Annotated in this window: 24 protein-coding genes; 12 read left to right on the forward strand and 12 right to left on the reverse strand. The window is 57.3% G+C overall.

Annotated features, from left to right (window positions below; translation table 11 throughout):
• Nucleotides 1–7 precede the first annotated feature (7 nt).
• On the forward strand, nucleotides 8–892 hold the full coding sequence (locus tag KQX66_RS22930; protein WP_216795134.1) for a metal-dependent hydrolase: 885 nt from the start codon (nucleotides 8–10) through the stop codon (nucleotides 890–892).
• A 75-nt stretch (nucleotides 893–967) separates the two neighbouring features.
• On the opposite strand, the gene KQX66_RS22935 is transcribed toward KQX66_RS22930, so the two are convergent.
• Complete coding sequence (locus KQX66_RS22935) at nucleotides 968–2,440, reverse strand: CAP-associated domain-containing protein (protein WP_216795135.1); 1,473 nt, start codon at nucleotides 2,438–2,440, stop codon at nucleotides 968–970.
• Between the two features lie 271 nt (nucleotides 2,441–2,711).
• On the opposite strand from KQX66_RS22935, the gene KQX66_RS22940 reads away from it, so the two are divergent.
• The 4 genes from KQX66_RS22940 to KQX66_RS22955 are packed head-to-tail and all read left to right on the forward strand — an operon-like array spanning nucleotide 2,712 to nucleotide 5,730.
• Nucleotides 2,712–3,440 (forward strand): amino acid ABC transporter ATP-binding protein, encoded by a 729-nt coding sequence (locus KQX66_RS22940; protein ID WP_216795136.1) that lies wholly within the window; start codon nucleotides 2,712–2,714, stop codon nucleotides 3,438–3,440.
• 45 nt (nucleotides 3,441–3,485) lie between these two features.
• A complete protein-coding gene (locus KQX66_RS22945; protein ID WP_216795170.1) occupies nucleotides 3,486–4,337 on the forward strand; it encodes a glutamate ABC transporter substrate-binding protein in 852 nt (283 codons plus the stop codon).
• 46 nt (nucleotides 4,338–4,383) lie between these two features.
• Nucleotides 4,384–5,043 carry an amino acid ABC transporter permease gene (locus tag KQX66_RS22950; RefSeq protein WP_216795137.1) on the forward strand — a complete coding sequence of 220 codons (660 nt, stop codon included), beginning with the start codon at nucleotides 4,384–4,386 and terminating at the stop codon, nucleotides 5,041–5,043.
• A gap of 30 nt (nucleotides 5,044–5,073) precedes the next feature.
• A complete protein-coding gene (locus tag KQX66_RS22955) occupies nucleotides 5,074–5,730 on the forward strand; it encodes an amino acid ABC transporter permease (RefSeq protein ID WP_216795138.1) in 657 nt (218 codons plus the stop codon).
• Nucleotides 5,731–5,829: 99 nt separating this feature from the next.
• On the opposite strand, the gene KQX66_RS22960 is transcribed toward KQX66_RS22955, so the two are convergent.
• From KQX66_RS22960 to KQX66_RS22975, 4 genes are read right to left on the reverse strand one after another with little or no spacing between them, the layout of a single operon-like run.
• Nucleotides 5,830–5,967: a hypothetical protein gene (locus tag KQX66_RS22960; protein ID WP_010495774.1), complete on the reverse strand. Its 138-nt coding sequence runs from the start codon at nucleotides 5,965–5,967 to the stop codon at nucleotides 5,830–5,832.
• Between the two features lie 58 nt (nucleotides 5,968–6,025).
• Nucleotides 6,026–6,802 (reverse strand): YhfC family intramembrane metalloprotease, encoded by a 777-nt coding sequence (locus KQX66_RS22965; RefSeq protein WP_216795139.1) that lies wholly within the window; start codon nucleotides 6,800–6,802, stop codon nucleotides 6,026–6,028.
• 27 nt (nucleotides 6,803–6,829) lie between these two features.
• Complete coding sequence (locus KQX66_RS22970) at nucleotides 6,830–7,534, reverse strand: YhfC family glutamic-type intramembrane protease (protein ID WP_216795140.1); 705 nt, start codon at nucleotides 7,532–7,534, stop codon at nucleotides 6,830–6,832.
• A 5-nt stretch (nucleotides 7,535–7,539) separates the two neighbouring features.
• Nucleotides 7,540–8,097, reverse strand: coding sequence for a helix-turn-helix domain-containing protein (locus KQX66_RS22975; protein ID WP_216795141.1), 558 nt, complete (start codon nucleotides 8,095–8,097; stop codon nucleotides 7,540–7,542).
• Between the two features lie 176 nt (nucleotides 8,098–8,273).
• Here KQX66_RS22975 and KQX66_RS22980 point away from each other — a divergent pair, with 176 nt between their 5' ends.
• Nucleotides 8,274–8,681 carry a hypothetical protein gene (locus KQX66_RS22980; protein ID WP_216795142.1) on the forward strand — a complete coding sequence of 136 codons (408 nt, stop codon included), beginning with the start codon at nucleotides 8,274–8,276 and terminating at the stop codon, nucleotides 8,679–8,681.
• Between the two features lie 115 nt (nucleotides 8,682–8,796).
• On the opposite strand, the gene KQX66_RS22985 is transcribed toward KQX66_RS22980, so the two are convergent.
• The 4 genes from KQX66_RS22985 to KQX66_RS23000 all read right to left on the reverse strand — a co-directional run bounded on the left by KQX66_RS22985 (nucleotide 8,797) and on the right by KQX66_RS23000 (nucleotide 12,959).
• Nucleotides 8,797–9,783, reverse strand: a complete 987-nt coding sequence (locus KQX66_RS22985) for an ABC transporter permease (protein WP_216795143.1) — start codon at nucleotides 9,781–9,783, stop codon at nucleotides 8,797–8,799.
• A 4-nt stretch (nucleotides 9,784–9,787) separates the two neighbouring features.
• Nucleotides 9,788–11,293, reverse strand: a complete 1,506-nt coding sequence (locus tag KQX66_RS22990) for a sugar ABC transporter ATP-binding protein (protein WP_216795144.1) — start codon at nucleotides 11,291–11,293, stop codon at nucleotides 9,788–9,790.
• A 73-nt stretch (nucleotides 11,294–11,366) separates the two neighbouring features.
• A complete protein-coding gene (locus KQX66_RS22995) occupies nucleotides 11,367–12,461 on the reverse strand; it encodes a sugar ABC transporter substrate-binding protein (RefSeq protein ID WP_216795145.1) in 1,095 nt (364 codons plus the stop codon).
• Between the two features lie 342 nt (nucleotides 12,462–12,803).
• On the reverse strand, nucleotides 12,804–12,959 hold the full coding sequence (locus tag KQX66_RS23000; RefSeq protein WP_216795146.1) for a hypothetical protein: 156 nt from the start codon (nucleotides 12,957–12,959) through the stop codon (nucleotides 12,804–12,806).
• A gap of 166 nt (nucleotides 12,960–13,125) precedes the next feature.
• On the opposite strand from KQX66_RS23000, the gene KQX66_RS23005 reads away from it, so the two are divergent.
• Nucleotides 13,126–14,070 (forward strand): protease complex subunit PrcB family protein, encoded by a 945-nt coding sequence (locus KQX66_RS23005; protein ID WP_216795147.1) that lies wholly within the window; start codon nucleotides 13,126–13,128, stop codon nucleotides 14,068–14,070.
• 206 nt (nucleotides 14,071–14,276) lie between these two features.
• Nucleotides 14,277–15,068 carry an alpha/beta fold hydrolase gene (locus KQX66_RS23010; protein ID WP_216795148.1) on the forward strand — a complete coding sequence of 264 codons (792 nt, stop codon included), beginning with the start codon at nucleotides 14,277–14,279 and terminating at the stop codon, nucleotides 15,066–15,068.
• Between the two features lie 88 nt (nucleotides 15,069–15,156).
• On the opposite strand, the gene pyk is transcribed toward KQX66_RS23010, so the two are convergent.
• Entirely contained in the window at nucleotides 15,157–16,584 is a 1,428-nt protein-coding gene (gene pyk, locus KQX66_RS23015) for a pyruvate kinase (protein WP_216795149.1), read from the reverse strand.
• A 177-nt stretch (nucleotides 16,585–16,761) separates the two neighbouring features.
• Here pyk and KQX66_RS23020 point away from each other — a divergent pair, with 177 nt between their 5' ends.
• From KQX66_RS23020 to KQX66_RS23030, 3 genes are all read left to right on the forward strand, one after another.
• Nucleotides 16,762–17,544: a helix-turn-helix transcriptional regulator gene (locus KQX66_RS23020; protein WP_216795150.1), complete on the forward strand. Its 783-nt coding sequence runs from the start codon at nucleotides 16,762–16,764 to the stop codon at nucleotides 17,542–17,544.
• A 117-nt stretch (nucleotides 17,545–17,661) separates the two neighbouring features.
• Complete coding sequence (locus KQX66_RS23025) at nucleotides 17,662–18,885, forward strand: FAD-dependent monooxygenase (protein WP_216795151.1); 1,224 nt, start codon at nucleotides 17,662–17,664, stop codon at nucleotides 18,883–18,885.
• Nucleotides 18,886–19,029: 144 nt separating this feature from the next.
• Nucleotides 19,030–19,464 (forward strand): thiol-disulfide oxidoreductase DCC family protein, encoded by a 435-nt coding sequence (locus KQX66_RS23030; RefSeq protein WP_216795152.1) that lies wholly within the window; start codon nucleotides 19,030–19,032, stop codon nucleotides 19,462–19,464.
• A 27-nt stretch (nucleotides 19,465–19,491) separates the two neighbouring features.
• On the opposite strand, the gene KQX66_RS23035 is transcribed toward KQX66_RS23030, so the two are convergent.
• Nucleotides 19,492–20,325, reverse strand: coding sequence for an AraC family transcriptional regulator (locus tag KQX66_RS23035; RefSeq protein ID WP_216795153.1), 834 nt, complete (start codon nucleotides 20,323–20,325; stop codon nucleotides 19,492–19,494).
• A gap of 125 nt (nucleotides 20,326–20,450) precedes the next feature.
• Between KQX66_RS23035 and KQX66_RS23040 the strand changes: the two genes are divergently transcribed.
• Entirely contained in the window at nucleotides 20,451–21,473 is a 1,023-nt protein-coding gene (locus KQX66_RS23040) for a Gfo/Idh/MocA family protein (RefSeq protein WP_216795154.1), read from the forward strand.
• Nucleotides 21,474–21,533: 60 nt separating this feature from the next.
• On the opposite strand, the gene KQX66_RS23045 is transcribed toward KQX66_RS23040, so the two are convergent.
• The gene (locus KQX66_RS23045; protein ID WP_216795155.1) at nucleotides 21,534–22,448 is read right to left on the reverse strand and encodes an alpha/beta hydrolase; all 915 of its coding nucleotides are present in this window, start codon (nucleotides 22,446–22,448) and stop codon (nucleotides 21,534–21,536) included.
• Nucleotides 22,449–22,474: the final 26 nt, after the last annotated feature.

Genomic DNA, 22,474 nt, shown 5'->3' on the forward strand with positions numbered 1-22,474 from the left:
GCAGACCGTGGATACCATTACGCATACGCTATTTGGCCTTACGTTGTACGGAGCCGTCGACAAACGCGACATGACCCGGGCGGAAAAGCGGGCGCTGCTGTTTACGACCGTCGCAGGCTCGCAAATTCCCGATATCGATGTCATCTCCGCGTGGTGGGATACGGCGGGGCGCTATCAAATGTGGCACCGCGGGCTGACCCATTCGGTCTTTCTGGTGCCGGTCTGGGCGGCGCTGCTTGCAGGCCTTTCGCTGCTCCTATGGAAAACCCGCGGCTGGAGCTTGTTTCTGATCGGTTGTCTCGCTGTCTTCATCCATGATACGAGCGATCTGTTCAACGCTTGGGGAACCGGTTATTTCGAGCCGATCTCGACGATGCGCATTACGTTCGGAACGATTCCGATCGTCGACCTTGTCTTCTGGGCGCTTATGCTCGCCGGATGGCTCTGGGCCCGCTTCCGGAGATCGGACCGGGATCGTTCGCCGCATCGTGTGTACCGCCTCGTGTGGCTGCTGATGGCGCTCTACGTCGGAGCGCAGTCCGCCCAAGGCTACACGCTGTACAAGCAAGCGTCCGAGCAGTATGAGCAGGTGGCGCTTTCCGCCGATTTCGTACCGGGAGTGTTTACGGTAATCGGCAAGCAAGGCGGCACGGTCGACCTGCTGAAGGGCTCGGTCTGGACCGGCGTCAAGCCGGCAGCGAAGCTTCAATCCCAAGAAAACGCGGATCTGGATCGTTTGTTTGCGGCCAACCCGAAAGCGAAGACGCTGTACGAATGGTCTCCGTTCGTCGTGATCGTCGATGACGAGACCAGGCTTGGCCTGTATGACCCGCGCTTTTACCGGGGCGGACAATCGTTTTTATTCGAATTCATCGAGAAGCAAGGACTTTAGCCTCGCATTCATGCAAAAACGCCTCGTTCCGGCGATTCATTGCCGGGAACGGGGCGTTTGCTGTTTCAAACGGGGTTACGGAGTGTAAAAGTTTTGTGTGTAGTAGATGTGCATCGAGCCGCCAAAGCTGACGCCTACGCCAAGACGCTTGATGTTGCTCAGCAGGTTTTTGCGGTGGCCCTCCGAGTTCATCCAGCCGTGGTGCGCGAAAATGGCGCTGGCTTGTCCGGCGGCGATATTCTCGGCTGCCGCACGGTACGTAATGCCGTCCTGCTTCATCCGGTCGAACGGGCTGTGTCCGCTCGGATCGTTATGGTCGAAGTAGCCTTGGGCTCCCATATCCTGACTGTGTTTACGGGCCGTTTCCGCTGCTTTGTCATCCCAGACGAACGGCTGCATACCGAGCTTCACCCGGGTGGCGTTCGCAAGATCGAAGCTTTCCAGCTCGAACGAGCGTGCGAGCGCGTCGCTGCCTTCCGGGTAAAAGGAAGCAAACGCCTGCTCCGTCGGTTTCTCGATGACCTGCAAGCCCGTGACCATGTTGTCGCGATAAATATCGTAGAAAAAGGTGACATAAGCTCCGGCAATTTCGTATGTGCCATATTCGCCATTGCCGTAATTAATCATGAAGCGGGTATTTCCCTTCATAATATAAGAGACCGGACGGCCGTACTGCTTCTCGACTTCGGCTTTGCCCGAGCCGTCGGCGATCCCGCGGTCCGTGCGCCAATTGGCTGACGGCGAATACAAGGCAACGACCTTGCCGCCGCTGACGCCGATTTGGGCATAATCTTTATAGTCCTGGTTGTAAATATACCATTGGAAGCCGTATTCGCTTGCGTCTTTGCGCGTCGGCTGCCCCAGCTTTTGCACGACCGCATCGGCGGAATCACCGATAGCTACGCCTTTGACGGAGACGACGGCTTGAGCTTGGGAGGCCGCCGGTATGTCCGATGCTTCCTTGGAAGAATCGGGGGCGGGACGGAGCGTGGAAACGTTTTGCTTCAGATTGCGGATGAACTGAACCGCTTCCGCCCGCGACAGGCGATCTGCCGCTGCGTAGCCTTCGACGGTCGCAGACGTTTTCCCCCGGGACAGCCCTTTATCGAGCAAGTAGCGGATGGAATCGTTCAAATTGAGCGCTTGCTGCTGTGTGGCTGCGATCAGCCGGGCGACATGGCCGCGGTTGTAGGAATTCCGGTCCGTATTTTGAAGCAGCGGCCAATGGCGGGCGGCGGCATAGGAATAATAAGGCTCGTACCACGGCACACCGGAGTCGGGCGCAGGGACGGCATTGTCCGGGTAGGCGCGCAGCAGCATCGCGAGAAATTCCGGCTCGGAGACAACGGCATTCGGACGAAACGTTCCGTCCTCGTAACCGTTGACGATGCCGTTTTTCACCGCCCACGAGATCGTTTCGGCGCCCCAGTGACGGCTTGTATCGGTAAACGCGGAAGCGTCGGCGGCATGCGAAGGAATGGAAGCGGAAAAGACGGAAGCAAGGCTCAGGGCAATGGGCAGAGCATAAGTTAACCAACGTTTGTTCAAAGCGCATTCTCCTTTTGCCTAATGGTATCGTTTCCATTAACTATATAAGCCGTTTCTTTCCTTGTCTATGTTAATCTTAACCAGCAAAGGCGGCACAAAGGGGGCGGAAGCCGGGCAAACAAAATAAAAAGTTGAATTGAAAGCGCTTGCTGTCAGGTGAAGCTTTGATTGCCCAGTCATAATTGGCGGCGAGCCCGCATACTTAATCTGAGACCGTAGGACAAAAAAAGCATCATCCTTCAAAGCCGACATGCACAAAGGGGGTTGCGTCTTGATACAATTCCGGGATGTAAACAAGCACTATGGTCATTTTCACGTATTGAAAAACATCAATTTGACGATTGAAGCGGGCGAGGTCGTCGTCGTGATCGGACCGTCCGGTTCGGGAAAAAGCACACTGCTCCGCTGCATCAACCGGCTGGAGACGATATCCGGAGGGGAGCTGACGGTGGACCAGATCAAGGTTCACGACAAGAAAACCGACATCAACAGCCTGCGGCGCAACATCGGCATGGTATTCCAGCATTTTAATCTCTACCCGCACCGGACGGTGCTGGAGAACATCACGCTGGCCCCGATGAAGGTGCTCGGTCTTCCGCGTCAGGAGGCCGAGGAAACGGCCATGATTTATTTGAACAAAGTCGGCATCCCCGAAAAAGCAAAGTCTTATCCGTCCCAGCTGTCTGGCGGGCAGCAGCAGCGCGTGGCGATCGCGCGCGGGCTCGCCATGAAGCCGAAGATCATGCTGTTCGACGAGCCTACGTCGGCGCTCGATCCGGAGATGATCGGAGAAGTGCTCGACGTCATGCGCGACTTGGCCCAGGAAGGCATGACGATGGTCGTCGTCACCCACGAGATGGGCTTTGCCCGCGAAGTGGCCGACCGGATCGTCTTTATGGATCAAGGGCAAATTCTCGAGACGACGCCTCCGGCTGAATTTTTCGCGAGTCCGCGCGAGGAGCGGGCGCGCACGTTTCTTAGCCGGGTGTTGAATCACTGATCGGATTATCGTATTCCAATTTGGAGAGGAGACTGGACTGTGAAAATGCTCAAAATGAAGAAGCTGTTTTCCTTAACGCTCGTTTCGATGCTTATGATGACGATGATGGCGGGCTGCGGCACCAAACCGGCGGAGCAGCCGGGAGCCGGGGGCGGAACGCCCGCGAAGCCGGAGGCGGGAGCTTCCACGATTGAAGCCATAAAGAAGCGCGGCAAGCTTGTCGCCGGGGTCAAATACGATACGAAGCTGTTCGGGCTGAAAGATCCCGGCACCGGCAAGGTCGAAGGCTTCGACATCGATATGGCCAAGCGGCTGGCGAAAAGCATCTTGGGCGACGAAACGAAGGTGGAGCTGAAGGAGGTCACCTCCAAAACACGCATTCCGATGCTGCAAAACGGCGAAATCGATATCATCATTGCCACGATGACGATCAACGAAGAGCGCAAGCAGCAGGTCGACTTCACCGATGTTTATTTCAAAGCGGGCCAGTCGCTGCTCGTGAAGAAAGGCAGCGCGATTCAGTCGATCGCCGATCTGAAGAAAGGCTCGAAAGTCATGGCGGTTAAAGGCTCCACGTCGGCGGTTAACATTCGGGCCAAAGCGCCGGAGGCGACCGTGCTGGAGTTCGACAATTACCAGGATGCGTTCACCGCGCTTAAGGCCGGCCAAGGAGATGCGCTGACGACGGACAATGCGATTTTGCTCGGGATGGTGAAGCAGGACCCGAACTTCCAGCTCGCCGGGGGCAATTTCACCGACGAGCCATACGGGATGGCGATCAAGAAGGGCGACAGCGAATTTGTCGCTTACGTCAACAAGTTCCTGAAGGATATGAACGCGAGCGGCGAATATGACAAGCTGTATGAGCAATGGTTCGGAGAAAAGCCGGCGAAATAACAAGTCAAGCTTATATCCTGTTGCCCGAAGGGAGGCTCAACCGAACATGAACGATCAGCTCCTCCGGTTCGATATTTTGATCAAGCATTGGGATACCTACATGCTCGGCTTCGGCAATACGGTCAAAGCGAGCGTGATCGCGCTGCTGGCAAGCTTTATTTTGGGAACGGTCATCGCCATATTCCGGATGGCTCCGCTGAAGCCGCTTAACTGGCTGGGCACGGCATACGTCGAATTTATCCGGAACATTCCTCTGCTGCTGATCGTTCTGTTGATTTATTTGGCGGCTCCGACGCTCGGTCTGCCGTTCGACGGCTTTACGTCGGGGACGATCGCGCTGTCGATTTACACGGCGGCCTTCATTGCGGAGGCGATCCGTGCGGGCATCCTGGCCGTTCCGCAGGGTCAGACGGAGGCCGCCCGTTCGTCGGGGCTGACGTACTTGCAGACCATGCGTCACGTGGTGCTCCCGCAAGCGATCAAGATTGTCGTTCCGCCGCTCGGCAACCAGTTTTTGAATCTGGTCAAAAATACGTCTGTGCTGGGCGTCGTCGCAGGTCTCGACCTGATGTACTTCGGCGACATCGTTTCGACGCAGACGTTCGTCACGTTCAGCGTCTACATTTTTATCGCGCTGTTCTATCTCGCGCTGACGATTCCGTTAAGCTTCGGCGTTCGATATCTGGAGAAACGGATGGCGTTCTGACGTACGGCGCAGGAGGAAGGGGGAAGCGACATGGACTTCGCCGGAGCCTACGCCCCGGAAAATCTCAAGTTTCTGATGCAAGGGCTTTATGTGACGTTAAAAGTGGCCTTTTTCTCGATCATTTTCAGCTTTATCCTCGGCGCTCTCGTCGGCACGCTCAGATATGCGCGCGTTCCCGTGCTTTCTCAAGCGCTTGCAGTCGCCGTGGAAACGATCCGCAATTTGCCGCTTCTGCTCATTATCTTTTTCACGCGCTTTGCGCTGCCCGAGGTCGGGCTGAAAATGTTCCAAAATGCCGAGTACGCCGCAATCGTAGCGCTTACCGTATTTGAAGCGGCGATGATTGCCGAAATTGTCCGCAGCGGCCTGCTGTCGATCGAGAAGGGCCAGATGGAAGCAGCCCGTTCGTCGGGGCTCAGTTACGTTCAGGCTTTGTGGCATGTGATTTTGCCGCAGGCGTTGCGCCGGATGGTGCCGCCGCTCGTCAGCCAGTTCATCTCGCTGCTCAAGGATACGTCGCTGGCGACGGTTATCGTACTCGCCGAGCTCATGCACAATATGCAGATCGTAGCCGCGAAAAACCCGAACTGGGTCATCCCGGTTTTTATTGCCGGAGCGCTGATCTATTTTATAGTCAACTACGTGTTGTCGCTGCTGGCCAAGCGGCTGGAAGTCCGGCAAACGTAGACTGGAATAAAATGGATCGCTGACAAAAAAAGAACCGCTCGCTCGAGTCTCCGAAGAGGATCAGGCGAGTCGGTTCTATTCTTTTCGCGGATCGGGAGGCTACTTCTTCTTGCCGGTGTCGCAAGCGCCCGCCTCGCGGGATACTGTCTCTTCCGCCAGCTTGTCGCCGAATTGGTCGAGGCGTCCCGGCTGGCTGGCCGGTCCGTCGTTGTCCGGCTTGTTGTTTCTTCCTGTCATGGCTGCTCACCTCCATTCCTACTGGTTAGCGTACCAAGAGGAGGGGCGAATTATTTCATCATTTTAGCCAAGCCTTCGATTTGAGGATGAAGGCCAGCGAAGCGAGCCCGAATGCCGCCACGACGGCTTCCAGCAGCCAGATATTCAATTTCATTCCTTGACTGAGTCCCGGTAAAAAGTCAATCACGGCATGAAGCCCGATTGCATACGCCAAATACAACAGCTTGCGGCTGCGGACGGCGTAGAGCACCAGGAGCGACATGGCGATCTGAATCAGCAGCGCGGCGATTCGTTCGATTCCGCCTAAGGCAAAATGCGAGTCGGGCGTCGTGAGCAGCAGCGACTTCACGGCGAGCAGCGGTTCGCTCGGGGCGCCCGAAGCGAGCAGCTTATCGAATTGTCCGGCGTTGATGAGAAGCGACATATAGAGCGATTGCACGCTGCCCAGCATGCCGATGAGTACGGCTTCGATCCCGCCGTGACCAAGCCCGAGCGCGATGCCGTCCTTCCGCTCCCGGTTGCGTTTAAGCCAGAAGCGGAAGGCGATGTAGCGCCCGGCTTCCTCGAAGATGCCGGCCGCCAGCGCGCCATACGTTGCCAAAGCCAGCGGGTTTCGGCTCATGAGGCTTGCAGTGTACGGATTGCCCTGCAGAACGTAGACATGGAGCAGCTTCTCCAGCACCTGGCTGAACAGGATAAACACCAGAATGCCGATGCCGAATGCTTTGAGCGAAAACTTTTCTTTGCGGTAGTAGACGATAAATAAGGCTGCCGGTACGCCAACAGACAATATGGCGGTCGTGATCATGAATAGAATAGACCATGAGCTGACCATGGGCGTTTCACTTCCTTTCTCGGGGGCTTATTGCCATACAAGCAGACCTGCGGTTAAGGTGACGATTCCGACGGCGGCTACGAACAGCTCTGTCAGCGGCAGCGACCGTTTGGCTAGCCGGACGGAGACCAGGTTGAATCCGGTATGCGCCGGGATCATCAGTAGGAGCAGCCATGGCATATGGGCGATCAGCAGTGTGCTGCCGATGTGGAACATGCTGGCGAAAATGCGCTCTAGTAAGCCCCACAGCGGAGAGCTGTTCATTTGGCCGGTCGATTCAAGGAACGCCCTGGCTTGCATCGCTTTTTCGTCCGTCCGCTTGATGATGGAAGCGAGGACGATCCCGTTGACGACGGCGAAGACGACCTCGATGGCCGCCCAGCCTTGACCAAGGGAAAGGGCGGAGTTAAGCGAGAAGCCGGTGATCCAGAGCGCCAGCAGCCGGACGCCTTCTTCCAGCGGCCCGGAGGCGGCTGCGACGAGCAGGCCGGCGCGCTCCTTCGGCTGCTTGCGGACAAGCAGCGCAATCGGACCGCGAAGCAGGAGCGCGGCCCACCAACCGGCCGCACCGATCCCAAAGGCGGCCCAATCCGCCGGAAGCCCGGCATAGCGGAAAGCGAGCCAGAAGGCGGCGGGAACGGCCAGATAAAGCGGAATCGCCGTATAAAAGCGGCGTCCGATAAGCTCGTAGTTGTCGATCGGTTTGTTAGATGTTGTTTGGGTTGGGTTCATGAGCGTCACTCTTTTCCTTCCGAATCGGATGCTTGCGGCTCCGGGATGATGATGGTGGTGAATAAGCGCCTCCGTCGTCCGGGTTCGGGAGACTTCGTCATGGCTTCCCGAATCACAGGGCGAAGGGCCTGAGCGAATTCGGCAAACTCTTCGTCCGTCAAGTATAGCGGTACCTGCCGGTAGCCGACGCCGTCTGCCTCCAAGTCGAAGGAGGGCTGCTGTAAATAGCGTCCGAAATCGTCCACCAGCGAGGCGACGAACGTCATGAAGTAGCGCAGGTTATCGTCCCGGTCGGCATGGGCCAAATCTGCCGCGGACAGGACGGCTTGCTTATCGGGCAACGTATATATTTTCTCGATCGTTCCGCGCACTTGGCGTTCGTCGGCTACGATCAGTACGCCGCCCTTGTACAGCTTGTTCAAATGCCGGTACAGCGTCGCTTGTGGAATATCGGGCAGCGCTTCGACCATTTCGAGCGCGGACATGCGGCGTCCGCCGACCAGCAGCCCAAGAATGCGGAAGCGGACCGGGTGTAAAATCAGGTCGGCTTTGGTGTCTTTCATACAGCCTTCACCTCTTACATTATCATTATCAATAATGATTATAATGGGTTGTGCTCCTTTTGTCTAGGTGGCAGCGCGGGGTTACACAGGAAAAGAGCGGACATGCTTGAGTAAAAACGGGCAACATAGGGTAAGGAAAAAGAGAAAGCCATTTCCATACAAAGGAGCGATGGAGGATGAGCAGACCGATCCAAGCTTATTTTCATACGGAAAACGAAGCCGAGGACGTTCGGATCAAGCTGCAAACGTATCGGGTGGAGCAGATTGAAATCGGACAATTGGACGAGGCGCCGGACCGTGATACGCCGCTGCTGTTTCCGATTGCTGTCGCAGGCACGGGGACGATTCCGGCAGGCGTCGGTTATGCGGGGAGCGAGGCCGGACCGATTGCCGCTACGGGCGCAGCGGCCGGTGCTTATCTCGGCTTCCGTACGTTGGACGAAGCCGGACACGACAAGGACGGTGACGGCGTGGATGACCGGGAGCTTCGCTACGCGCTGAGCGCGAAGGTGGCCGAGGAGCAGTACGACGAGGTCGTTGATCTGATCCGCCGCCACCGGGGGCACGTAGCCAAGCTGGACTGAAGGCTGCTTGCGAAAAAAAAGCCCGCTCGCGGCACGGAAGCGTTCCGGCCGGCAGCGGGCAGAGTAGACGGGCTGGCATGTAATGGCTCTCTACAGCCGGACAGCCCCGATAATGTTAAGCGCGGCGCCGCGTCAAATGAATGAACGTAATGGCAAGCGCCAGCACAAGCACCGATCCTTTGATGATGTCAAAGGCATAGTAAGGCAGGTTGAGCATCGTCAGTCCGTTCAGCAGCACGCCGATGAGGACGGCGCCGAAAAACGTGCCGATCACATTCGGCTTCCCTGCGCCAAGCACGGAGAAGCCGACGAACACGGCGGCGACCGACTCCATCAGCAGCGGCGCTCCGGCATCGATCTGGCCGGAGCCGACGCGGGCGGCGAACAGTATGCCGCCGATGGCGGCAAAGATGCCGGACAGCACGTAGGCGAACGTGCGCACCCGGTTGACGGCGATGCCGGACAGGCGCGCGGCCTCTTGGTTGCCGCCGGTCACGTACATTTGGCGGCCCCAGCGGGTGTACGTCAGAAAGACGTGGACGAGGACGACGGCGATAATCATCAGCACGACCGGCACCGGGATGCCGAGCAGCTTGCCTTGACCGATCCAGAGGAACGTTTCGGTGAATTTACCGGGCGCTTTCGTCCCGTCGGTCATCTGCATGTTGTTATAGATCGAGAAGCCTTGCGTATACGTTTTGTGCACGCCGCCGATGATGTACATGACGGCTAGCGTCGCCAGCAGGTCCGGGATGCGGACTTTGACGATCAAGAGCGCATTGAGCAGTCCGATGACGATGCCGATCAGCAGCGGGACAATGAGCACGACGATAAGTGGGAACTGGAACCAGACCATCAGCGTCGCCGTGACAACCGTCGTCAGCGAAACGGTAGAGCCGACCGACAGGTCGAACCCGTCGACGATCTGCGAGAAGGTCACGCCGATCGCGATGAACGTCACAATCGAGATGGAGCGGAGAATGTCCGCCATGTTGTCGTAGGACAAGAAATTTTCGTTAACGATAGAAAAAATCGCAATGACGGCGGCGATGATGAATAAGGCCCCGTATTTATAAGAAACATCCAGCCATTTGCCTTTCACTTGCTTATGCCTCCCCGCTGCTTGCATAGTACAATATTTTCTCCTGCGTCGCTTCGTCGCGGGACAGCTCCTTCACGATCCGTCCGTAGCTCATGACGAGAATCCGGTCGGCAATGCCGAGAATTTCCGCGATTTCGCACGATAAGTACACGATGCCTTTCCCTTCCTGGGCGAGTCGTCCGATCAAGCGGAAAATATCGCTTTTGGCGCCGACGTCGACGCCTTTGGTCGGTTCGTCGAATAAATAGACCTCGGCATCCGTCGGCAGCCATTTGCCGACCGCCACCTTCTGCTGGTTGCCGCCGCTCAAATATTTGACCTGCTGCTCCCGGTTCGGCGGCTGAATCCCGAGCTCGGCGATGCGGGCGTCCGCATTCTCCGTCTCCTTGCGGCGGTTGACGAAGCCGAGCCGGCTGAGCCGTTCGAGCAGCGTCAACGCGAGATTCGCCTTCACCGACAGCTCGACAAGCACGCCTTGCTTGCGTCGCTCCTCCGGGATGAGCGCAAGCCCCGCGCGGACGGCGTCAGCCGGGGCGCGAAGCTTCAGCCCGCGGCCGTGCAGCCGCAGCTCGCCCGCGTCCAGCGGATCGGCGCCGAACAGAAGGCGCGACAGCTCCGTTTTGCCCGCGCCGACCAGACCGACGACGCCGACGATTTCGCCGCGCCGCACCGTCAGATCGACGCCGCGCACCTTGGTGCCGCTGGTCAGGCCGCGCGCTTCGAGCAGCGGCTCGCCGATGGCGACCTCCGCCTTCGGGAACTCCTCCTCGAACGGCTTGCCGAGCATCTCTTCGACGACGGATTGCGCGTCCGTGTCCGCCGCCGCTTTCGTCGAGATGCGCTGCCCGTCCCGCATGACGGTGACCCGGTCGCTGATGCGGAACACTTCGCCGAGCCGGTGCGAGATGAAGATGCAGCCGACGCCGTCGGCCTTCAGCCGGTTCATGATGCGGAAGAGCTGCTCGGCTTCTTCGCCGGAGAGCGGGGCGGTCGGCTCGTCGAAGATGATAAACTTCGCCTTTTGCGCCAGCGCCCGGCCGATCAGCACCAGCTGCTTTTGCGCGATAGACAGCTCGCCGGCCTGCTGCCGGACGTCCAGGCCGGTCAAGCCGATATCGGCCAGCACGCGGGAAGCTTCCCGCTGCAGGCTGCTCCAATCGATCCAGCCGCGTCCGGCGGTGAGCCGGTCCAGCATGATGTTTTCCGCGACGGTCAGTCTCGGAACAAGCGCCGTATCGACCTCCTGATACACGCACTGGATGCCGCTGCGGATGGCGTCGAGCGGACCGCCGATCGACAGCGCGGCCCCGTCGATCCGGATGCTGCCCTCATCGGGCCGGTAAGCGCCGGACAGCACCTTCATCAGCGTGCTTTTTCCGGCTCCGTTCGCGCCGAGCAGCGCATGAATTTCGCCGCCGCGCACCTCGAAATCGACTTGATGCAGCGCCCGGACGCCGGGGAACGATTTGGATATGCCTTTCATTTCTAATCGGGCTGCGGAAATGGTCATCGGGACAGTCTCACGCTCCTTCAACGGAAAATCCCACCGGCTCCGCGTCGGTGGGATTGGATTATTCAGATGGTTACTTGGCCGCCGGTTTCTCGGCTTTCTTCAGCCAGTCGGTGTAGCCTTGCTGGCTATTGCCCCAGCCTTTCACATGCTCGCTCAGCTGAGCGGTCGAGATCTGCTGCTGCGGCAGCTGGTCGCGGGAGACGAATGCCGGGTCGAGAACGACGTTGTCCGGCGTTTGGTCGCCGTGAAGCTTTTGGTACAGGTAACGAACCTGAATGCGTCCGATATCCTTCGGATCGACGGCGGCGGAAGCGATCCACGGGCTCTTTTGATCCTGGATCATTTGCAGATCCTCGTCACTCATATCGATGCCGTATACTTTAATTTCCGTGCGGCCCGCTTGCTGAATGGCCCGCGACGCGCCTTTGGCGAACTCGTCCCAAGCGGCCCATACGGCGGAGATATCGCCTTTGTTCGGGTATTTCTTCAGAATCGCTTCCATTTGCGCTTGCGTATCCAGTGCAGTGTTCTGTGACGCGGCGCCAAAAGCGGCGATTTCCTTAATGTCCTTGTTTTTATCCTGGAATTCTTTATAAGCGACTTGACGGCGTTCCATCGGGGCGAAGCCTGCAACCCAGATTTTGACGATGTTGCCTTTGCCGCCGATGTCTTTTGCCAGCTTGTCCAGCGTCATTTCGGCCATCTTGGCGTCGCCCTGCTCCAGTACGGTCACGCCCGGAATCTTCAGATCGGCGTCGAAGGCGACGACCGGGATTTTCTTCTCCAGCGCCCGCTTCACGCCTGCTTCCAGCGCTGCCGCGGTCCCGTGGTCGATCAGGATGCCGTCGACCTTCTGGTTGATGGCGGCGTCGAGGTTCGAGGCCATCTTGGCAAGGTCGCCGTCGGCCGGAGTGACGGTTACTTTGCCGCCGAGCTTCTCGACCTGCTCCTTCACGCCTTCGATATACTGCGCGGAGAAGGTGCCGAGGTTAATTTGCATAATTAGCGCGATCTTTTTATTCGCGAGCGGGTTGTCCGCGTTGCTTCCCGCTTGGGCGTTCGTGCCGCCTTGCTCCGAAGCCTGCGGTTTCGCGCCGCAAGCGACCATGCTGATCGAAAGCACGAAGATGAGTACCAGCAGGACGCTTTTTCTCCAATGTGACATGACGATAAGTTCCTCCCCCGAATGGCTGTAATTATATAATTCCAATGGAATTAGTAGGTGATAAATACTTTACCATTCTTATTCATAAACGGTCAATATGTAGGGGAATATTTTTAGAGACGATCCTTCAAAAAACTACAAAATACGACAATTTGAATCATACCCCTCATACTAGCACAGACCTCTCTGGTTGGGAACGGGGAAAATGGGCGTTTTCCGAATATTTGTCCGTCTGAAAAAGGGAAAATGTAAAAAAACTCCGCCATCGGATGATGAAACGGAGGAGGTTAGCAGTAATTGTACGGATTCGTGCCGGGGGCGAGCAAGGAAAGCCAACCGCTTTTAATGAAATAAAAACGACACGGCCACGATCGCAACCGAGACGTAATGCAGCAGATCGAGCCACGGCTTCCTCGGACGCCGGAAAAGCTGGAGCGTCATGTACGCGGAACGGATGACGATCAGAAACAAGGCGATTTGCACCAGCGCTACGGGCATGCCGACTTCCTCCCGGTTCATAATGGTATCTATTTACAGCTTATGCGCCATTTTTCGGAACATGCCTTGGATGGGCTCCGCCGCATTGGCTTTGCTGCAACATTTGGCAGACCCCGTCCGTTTAGTAAGTAACTCCGGAGCAAACAGCGAAAGGTGGTTCTTAATTATGATGAAAAAAACAGTGGCATTCCTGTCGGCAGCAGCGCTGCTCGGCAGCTTGACAGCCGGGTCGGCCTCGGCTTTCAACGATTTAAGCGCCGATCAGAAGGAGCCGATCATGGCATTGAAGCAGCGCGGAATCGTCAGCGGGGTAGACGGCGAGCATTTCGTCCCAACGGGCAAAGCCAGCTATGCGCAAACCGTTCATATGCTGGTCAAAGGGCTAAATTTGAATATGGACACGATGCGCTTCGTCAAGAAGCCCGAAGCCTCGGATTATTATACGAACGTGCCGAATAACGCGTGGTACGCCGAATCTTTCGTGATTGCCCAATTGAACGGGCTGCCGATTCCGAAGGATGTCGACCCGAACGGCACGATTACCCGCGAGCAGTACGCGGATCTACTAATCCATGCGATCGATACGAAAGGGACGTACCCGGTGATCGAAATGTTCGTCACTCTTGCCGATCAGGACGAGATCGATCCGAAGGTGAGCAACAGCGTGCAGCGGATGGTGCTGCACAAGCTGATCACATTGGGAGAGGATGCAAAGTTTTATCCGAAGCGGGAGCTGACCCGCGGCGAAGCGGCCGTCTGGCTGCATAGGGCGATCAAATTCGTCGAATCGCACGCGAATGTGCAAAAGCCGACGCCGCAGGAAGACGTTAAAGTGACGGTCGAAAAAGTGAACGACGACGTGAACAAAGTCGTGCTGTCCCGCGGCGAGAAGCCGACGGGCGGCTACGGTATCGCGATTAGCGGCATCCGATTCGAAGCGGACGGCCAGGCAGTCATTACGTACACGTTGACCGATCCGAAGCCGGACAGCATGAACACCCAGGCGATTACCGAGCCGACAGCGGAAACTTACGTGTCGTCCAAATATAAAGCGGTAGCCGAGCCTGCTGCTGCAACGACGAGCGTCAGCCCGGCCAATCCGCAGTCTTAATCGGCTTGAGCGCCGCAAGGAAAGGGAAGGAACCGGATGTCTTCCAATCTCTAGAGGAAGGAGAGGACATTCGGTTCTTTTTTCATGCTGCCGTTTATCTTGGCGCCACTCTGTTCGATTCAAGGCGGAAATTCCCGGGTAAAACGGGTATAATACCCTTAAAAGCTATCTAGCGATAGCGTGCGAAAAAAGAGGAGTGGTTCACCATGGACAAACGGTATGCGGACGTAAACGGCACGAGACTGGCCTATATCGACCGGGGACAAGGAACCCCTGTCATTTTGCTTCACGGCTTTTGCGGGAGCTCGGCCTATTATGACGAAGTCGCGCCGCTGCTTGAAAGCCGCTGCCGGTTGATTATACCGGATCTGCGCGGGCACGGCGCATCAGACGCCCCCGAGGGGACGTATACGATGGAGGCGATAGCGGACGATATCGCGGCGTTAATCGACCGGCTGAATATCGGCCGTCCGGTCGTGCTCGGCCATTCGCTGGGCGGGTACGTGACGCTCGCGCTGGCCGAGAAGCATGAGGACAAGCTGCTTGCCTTCGGCTTGCTACATTCGACCGCGTTTCCGGACGACGAGAAGGGTAAAGAAGGCCGGCTGAAGGCGATGGAGACGATCCGGGAGCAAGGGCTGCCGGTGTTTATCGAAGGATTGATCCCGAAGCTGTTCGCTCCGGCCCATCTGGAGACGATGCCGGAGGCGGTGCGCAAGGCGAAGGAGATCGGGCTGGGGACAAGCCCGGAGGGCGCGATCCGTACGCTGGAAGGAATGCGGCAGCGGCCGGACCGCAACGCCGTATTGTCCGCTGCGCAGGTGCCGGTGCTGCTCGTCGCCGGGACAGGCGATCAGATCATTCCGCCGCAGCGTACGTTCTCCGTCGACAAGGAGGCTTTTCAGCGCAGCCAGATCGACGGGGCCGGCCACATGAGCATGATGGAAGCGCCGGGCGAGCTGGCACAGGCGGTCCTTGCGTTTACCGCGAAGCTTTAAGCGAATTGAACTGAAAAAAAGGGATGACGGCGGCCGTCGTCAGGCTGAGCCTGGACACGCGGATGCTAGTCATCCCTTTGCGTTTCGTTTAATGCATCAATTCGCACACATGCTGGATCTTGATGAGGTTCGTCGTGCCCGTGCCTCCCAGAGGCACCCCGGCCGTGATAACGACCAGATCGTCGGCTTCCAGCAACCCTTCCTTCATTCCCCGGCTGACAACGGAGGAGAACAGCTCGTCCGTCGAGCTGACCTGTTCGCCCAGAATCGGGACGACGCCCCAGACCAAATTCAAATTCCGCATGACCGTCTCGTTCGGCGTGATCGCTATGATCGGAGCGTCAGGACGATATTTGGACACCATGCGGGCGGTGAAGCCGGTCGCGGTGGAGGTCAGAATCGCCTTGGCATGCAGATCGTCGGCCGAACCGACGACAGCTTGGCTGATTGCCTCGGTCACGCTGCTGCGGACCAGCACGTGGCCCAGCTTGCGCTTGCGGTATTCCGGCGACGCTTCGGTCTGTTCGGCAATGCGCGCCATCGTGGCGACCGACTCGATCGGGTATTTGCCCGAGGCCGTCTCCCCGGACAACATCACGGCGTCGGAGCCGTCAAACACGGCGTTGGCGACGTCGCTCGCTTCCGCGCGGGTCGGACGCGGGTTGTTTTGCATCGAGTCAAGCATATGCGTTGCGGTAATGACCGGCTTGCCGGCCCGGTTGCACTTTTGGATCATCTGCTTTTGAATAATAGGCACGTCTTCGACCGGAATTTCCACGCCCAAATCTCCGCGCGCCACCATCAAGCCATCCGAAGCTTCGAGAATTTCGTCCAGATTGTCGACGCCTTCCAGGTTTTCGATTTTCGAAATGATTTGAATGTCCGGCGCCCCGTACAGCTCCAGAAGGTGCCGTACCTCCAGCACGTCTGCCGCTTTGCGGACGAACGACATCGCAATCATGTCGATGCCTTCCCGCACCCCGAAACGGATGTGCTCGATATCCCGTTCCGTCACGCCGGGCAGCGAGGTGCTCACGCCGGGAAGGTTAACGCCTTTGCGCGCCTTCAGGACACCGCCGTTCAAGATCCGGCAGTGAATTTCCGTATCTGCGATTGCTTCCACCTTCAGCTCGATCAGCCCGTCGTCGATCAGGATGGACGTACCGACGGATACATCCTTCGGGAGGTCCGGATACGATACGGGAATGCGCTGCCCGTCCCCGAGAATCGGTTCGGTCGTCAGCACGACCTGCTCGTTTTGCTTCAACGTGTACGAGGCGTCAACCAGCTTGCCGGTGCGGATTTCAGGTCCTTTGATATCGATCATAATGGCAATGGGCCGGTTCAGCTCTTTCCCGGCTTGCCGGATATTTGCAATGCGGCTGCTGTGCTCGGCCGGTTCGCCGTGGGCAAAGTTCAGCCGGGCGACGTTCATCCCCGCTTCAATCAGCTTTTTCAACTGCCCCACCGTCTCGCAGGACGGGCCAATCGTACATACTATTTTCGTTTTTCGCATGGGTCTCATTCTCCTTCGGCTTGTCCGGACATCCGGGATTCCGTCGTCTCCGAATTTTCCGGGCAGGTGCATGATGTCTGTAATGAACGTATTGTAACGAAAAAATTGCCGTTGCACTATGAAATATAGTACACTTTTTGTAAAATAGTTTGATCATCTTGTGAAGGAGGTGCGGGAATGATTCGGCTCATCGCTTCGGCCCACGATTTGGGACACGGATGGAACATCGCCTCCGAGGACAGCCCCCAAGCCTATTCGCTTCATGCCGTGGCCTACGGGAAATGCTGCTACTGGGTCCGCCAAGAGAAGATCGTGATGGAAAAAGGCGACGTGCTGTTTGTGCCGCGCGACGTGCCGTTTTACGCCAAGAGCATTCCGACCGTCGCTCACGAGAAATACCGCGTCGAGTTCACCGCAGAGCCGGAAGCGGGCTGGCTGCCGGTGCTGGATGAAGCCGGACCAGTTGTGTTCAAGCCGAGAAATATGGACCTGCTGCTGCGGCTGATGAAGAAGCTGCATGCGCAATGGACGGACCGGCCAGATTATTACCAGGTGAAGGGTCTGAGTCTTCTGCTTGATTTGCTGGCCGAGTTCAATCGGGACTATGACGCCTTCCGCAGGCCGGATGTCAAGAGCGCGCAGACCGCCCAGATGAAAAAGTATGTTCAAGAGCATTACCGGGAAAAAGTGACGAAGGAAGAGCTTGGCCGGTTCATCGGCAAAAGTCCCGCTTATGCGGCGACGATCTTCAAGGAAACGACCGGGCAAACGATCGGAGAATACGTCCATGCGCTGCGGATCGAAGCGTCCAAATATTTGCTGCAGCACTCGGAGCTGACGATCGGCGATATCGCCGACCATCTGGGCTACTGCGACCAGTCGTATTTTCAGCGCACCTTCAAACGGATCACGGGCGAAAAGCCTTCTCTCTACATGAGCGAACGGGAAAAGAAACGGTAGACGACAGCTCTCCATTGACGCAAGGTGAGAGGGCGGAGTATACTGAAAATACAAAAGTGAGTGCTCACTCATTTCAGATTTGAAGTCACGATCTTCGCACAAACGGAGGCGATAACGATGGTTCATCGCGTGATGGAAAAAGACGTTTGTATTGCGGGAGGCGGCCCGGCCGGACTTATTCTTGGCATGCTGTTGGCCAAAGCCGGCGTCGATGTCGTTGTGCTGGAAAGTCATGACAACTTTGACCGCGAATATCGCGGGGAGGTGCTTCAGCCGCGCTTTCTGCAGCTGCTGGAGCAGGTGAATTTGCGGAGCTATATCGAATCGTTCCCTTCGTCGAAGGTTCGCAAGGGCGCTCTTTATTACAAAGACAAGCGGCTCGGCGAGTTCAGCTTCGACAACATTTCCAAGGAAATTCCGTACGCGCTCTGGATGCCGCAGCCTATTTTGCTGCAGGCGCTTTACGACAAAGCGAAGTCTCTGCCTTCCTTCGAGCTGCTGTTTCATGCCGCGGTGAAAGAGCTGCGCTATGAGGGGGAGCGGGTAACCGGAGTTATCGCCCAGACGCCCGAAGGGACGCTAGAGGTACGCGCCCGCGTTACGGTCGGAGCGGACGGCCGCTTTTCGGCGGTCAGCCGGCTGGGCGGGTTTGAGATGGAATATGAGCACCTCGCGGGCGATCTGATCTGGTTCACGATCCCGAAGCCGGACGATTGGGGCGACGAGCTGCGGCTGAAAATAACCGACGGCTACGGCTACATCATTTTGCCGAAATACCCGAATTGTCTTCAGGTCGGCGTGGCCGTGCCGCTGGGTGAATGGAAGGCGATCCGGGAGCACGGCATCGAGCCGTTCCGCCAAGAGCTGCTGGCCGCGCATCCGGCATTTCGCGAATTTGCCGAAGCGCTGACCGATTTCAAGCCGTTTGTGCTTCTGCAGGTCAAGGATTTTTATGTCAAGCAGTGGGCTAAGAACGGCTGCCTGCTCATCGGAGACGCGGCACATTGCGCTTCGCCCGTCGGCGCGGTCGGTGTATCGTTATCCGTCACCACGGCCGTGATTGCGGCTGATGTCATTTACGACGCGCTCCAGGACGGCGACGTGTCTGCGGATCGTCTCGGACGCGTTCAAGCGCTGCGCGACAGCGAAATTCGCTCGGTACACAAAATGCAAGCGCGTGCGGCGAGAATGTTTTTTACCTCGACCCCGTTCATTCGAACGTTTGCGCCGGTGGTGATCTCCCTGGTTACGCGGACCAAGCTGCTGGCGGCGGTTCAGCGCAGGGTGCTGAGCCTGTCCGGCAAGGTGCCGATACATGAGCGGTTTACTTTTCAAGACTAAAGTTTAGATGGAGTTTCAACCACCACCGGTCCCGGGGCGCATAAGTCGTCTCCCGGGACCGGTCTTTTTTTGAGGCGCGCCAAAAAGACGACGTATGGTGTACAATACAATAAAGAAAGGCTTACGGAAGGAGGCGGAACGGCGATGGAGAAGAGCTCGCACAAGGATATGGAAGCAGAACAGCATCCGTTTGTGTTTTACGACGGAGTGTGCGGATTTTGCCAACGGGTCGTGCAGTTCATAATTCCCCGCGATCGAAGCGCCGCCTTCCGGTTCGTCGCCATCCAATCCGAGACCGGAAGCCGTCTGCTGCGGCGGCATGGGCTCGATCCTGCCGAGCTGAATACATTCGTACTGCTTGAGCAGGGCCGGGTGTACACGCGCTCGACCGCGGGGCTTCGGGTGCTCCGCAGGCTGGACGGGGCGTGGCCGCTGCTTTACGCATGTATCGTCGTCCCGCGGCCGCTGCGGGATTGGGTCTATCGCTGGATCGCCGCGAACCGGTACCGCTTTTTCGGCAAAAGCGACTCCTGCATGCTCCCGCCTCCCGAAGTGCGGGAGCGGTTTCTCGATACGTAAGGGGCCTGCTGCGTTTCCACGTTCCGCTTATCGTTTGCGGTACTGCCCCGGGGGGACCCCGACAAACCGCTTGAATATCCGGATAAAGTGCGAATAATCGTTGAAGCCTGAGCCTTCGCAGGCGGCGGTGACATTATGCCCCTCCTGAAGCAGCTTTTTGGCGCGGGCAATCCGTTTGAGCAAAATATATTCGTGAATCGTGCTTCCCGTATGTTTGCGGAAGAGACGGCTGAGATAATAGCGGTTCATATAAAATTGCCGCTCCAGCGCTTCCAGCGTCAAATCGTGCTCCAGGTGCCCGTCGATATATTCGAGCAGCGGTCCCAGCTTTTCGTGCGTTACGACCGGATTATAGCCGGTGCCCGAGCGATGGTCGCGGAACGCCTGATTGACCAGCACGAGCAGCTCGATCATGCAGGCGGTCAGCAGCAGATCGGCTCCGTCCGGCGGCTCGGAAAGCAGAAGCTCGGCCTTCTTGAACAAAGCGAGCGCGGCATCCAGCCGGGGGCCGCTGAACGCGATCCGATTGGATTCCCCTTGCGGCCGGTTGACGAAGCAATCGAGCAGAGGGAAATCCGAGACCAGCGCCAGACCGGCGGCGATGGAAGGATCAAAATGGATGACGACATTTTCATACGGTGCATTCGAACGAAAGGTCGGCTTATGCAGCTCCCGGTTGTTCAAAATCAGCATGTCTCCATAGCTGAGCGGGTAAACGTTTTTATCGATCAGATAATGGACGTCGCCGGCGATAAAAAAGTAAATCTCGAACCGGTCGTGAAGATGAAAATCGAATTTTGGAGGCGCTTCCATCCGGCGGTGGGTAAAGTCGAAATATTTATTTTTTCCGTGAATATACATGGCCGTTTTCCTCTGTCGGGTAAAAGTCAAAAAAAGCAATAAATATAGCAATCAATGCAAGGAAGTTGTTTTTATTATACGTCATGATGGAGTTATTCTACCACTGAAGAAACTAGGTGAACCCTGTGAAACGTTTAGGTACGGCTCTGATCGGCTGCGGCGCCATTGCCGGCGTTCATTTGCAAGCGATCGCCAAGCTCGGCTTGGCCGATTTGAAAGCGGTTGTCGACACGGACGAAACGGTCGGGAGGCAAACCGCGCAGCGGTACGGCTGCGATTATTACGCGGATTACCGCGAGATGCTGAAGCGCAGCGATATTGACGTCATCCACGTATGCACCGGCCATTATCTGCACGCTCCCATGGCGGTCGACGCGCTGGAGGCGGGTAAACATGTGTTAACGGAGAAGCCGATGGCCGAGAACAAGGCGTCGGCGCGCACGATGCTGGAGGCAGCAGCGAAGCATACGAACGTGCAGCTCGGCGTCATTTTCCAGAACCGGTACAACCCCGCTTCGGTCCGTATGAAGCAGGCGATCGATTCGGAGGAGCTAGGCAAGCTGCTCTGCATGAAAGGCATCGTGACCTGGTACCGCAGCCCGCAGTATTACGAGACCGAATGGAAGGGGCGCTGGGCGACGGAGGGCGGCGGCGTGCTTATCAACCAAGCGATTCATACGCTCGATTTGCTGCAGTGGTTCGGCGGCGAGGTGGAGAGCATCAAGGGCTCGATTTCGACGGATGCGCTTGAAGGCGTCATCGAGGTCGAAGATTCGGCGCATGCCCATTTGGTGTTTGCCAGCGGGGCGACGGCGGTTTTTTATGCAACGAATGCGTACGGTGTCAACTCCCCGGTGGAGGTGGAACTGGTGTTCGAGCAAGGACGGCTGCATTTGCTGGGCGATACCTTGTATCTGCATCGGGACGGCACATCGGCGGTTCTGAGCGAGCCGGTACCGAACGACCTTGGGGCAAAATCGTACTGGGGCGTCAGCCACGGCTACCAAATCCGTGATTTTTACGAGCATGTGCTGAAGGGAAGGCCTTACGCGCTGAACGGCCCCCAAGGCTACAAAGCGCTCCGTCTCGTGACGGACATTTACGAATCGTCCCGCAGCGGGCAGCGGATTCGCTATTCTTCTCCTTAATAAAACGAACAACGAGCCTCCGGCGCATAAAAGCACCGTGGCTCGTTTTTTTTCTACATATTACAGTTTTTCCAAGAAAGCCGTTACTCTCTGCACATACTCCGCTTTGAGCGGCGGATAGTTCTTGGCATGTCCTTCCGCCACCGTCGTCCACAGCTCGAATTTATCCTTGTGCTTCTCCCACATCGACTCGCTGTTGCTGTAGGGAATCGAAGGGTCTTTCGTGCTGTGAATGAACAGCACCGGCCGCGGGTAAATGCGGTCGACCGCCGCGAGTCCGTCCACCTGATCCGTATCAACCCCGATCATCGGGGGCAAAATGCTCAAGATCAGCGGCGTAAAAGGGAAGTTGGGCAAATTGGACCAAACAGGCAAATTGTCCTTCAAATAGCGGGTCAAATGATTAAACGGACTGTCCGCCACCACGCCGAGCACGGACGGCTCTTCCGCTGCGGCCAGCAGCGAAGTGCTTGCTCCCATCGAGAAGCCGAGCAACGCCAGCTTGCCCGGGTGATTTTGGTTCATCCAATCAATGGCCCCGAGCAGGTCATGCTTTTCATAGTAGCCGATCGATGTCACGCTGCCTTCGGATTCCCCGGCATTGCGAAAATCGAACATCAGCACACTATAGCCCCGGTCCGTCAGCTCTTTGGCTAATGACAACGCTTCGGCGCTTTTTTGCAATCGGTTGTTTTTGTACCCATGGGCCATAATGATGTTCGGTTTGGCGGCTGCGCCTTCTCCCTCCGTCACTTTGCCCGGCAAATACCAGCCTTTCAAGGTCAATCCGCCTTCGCGGCTCGGAAATTGCACGTTTTCGTAGGCGAGTCCGAGGCGTTCCGGCGAATCATCCAGCGCCTTCGGCACAGGGTGGGACAGCTTCCATCCCACATAAACCGAGATTCCTATGCAAGCGATCACCGCCACAGCCAGCAGTCCGACGACGATCCGCAGCCATAACGGGCTCCTCGACATGCTTCTTCGCCTTCGCGGCGCTCTCG

It is taken from the genome of Paenibacillus oleatilyticus, from assembly GCF_018998565.1.
GTDB classification, from domain to species: domain Bacteria; phylum Bacillota; class Bacilli; order Paenibacillales; family NBRC-103111; genus Paenibacillus_G; species Paenibacillus_G oleatilyticus.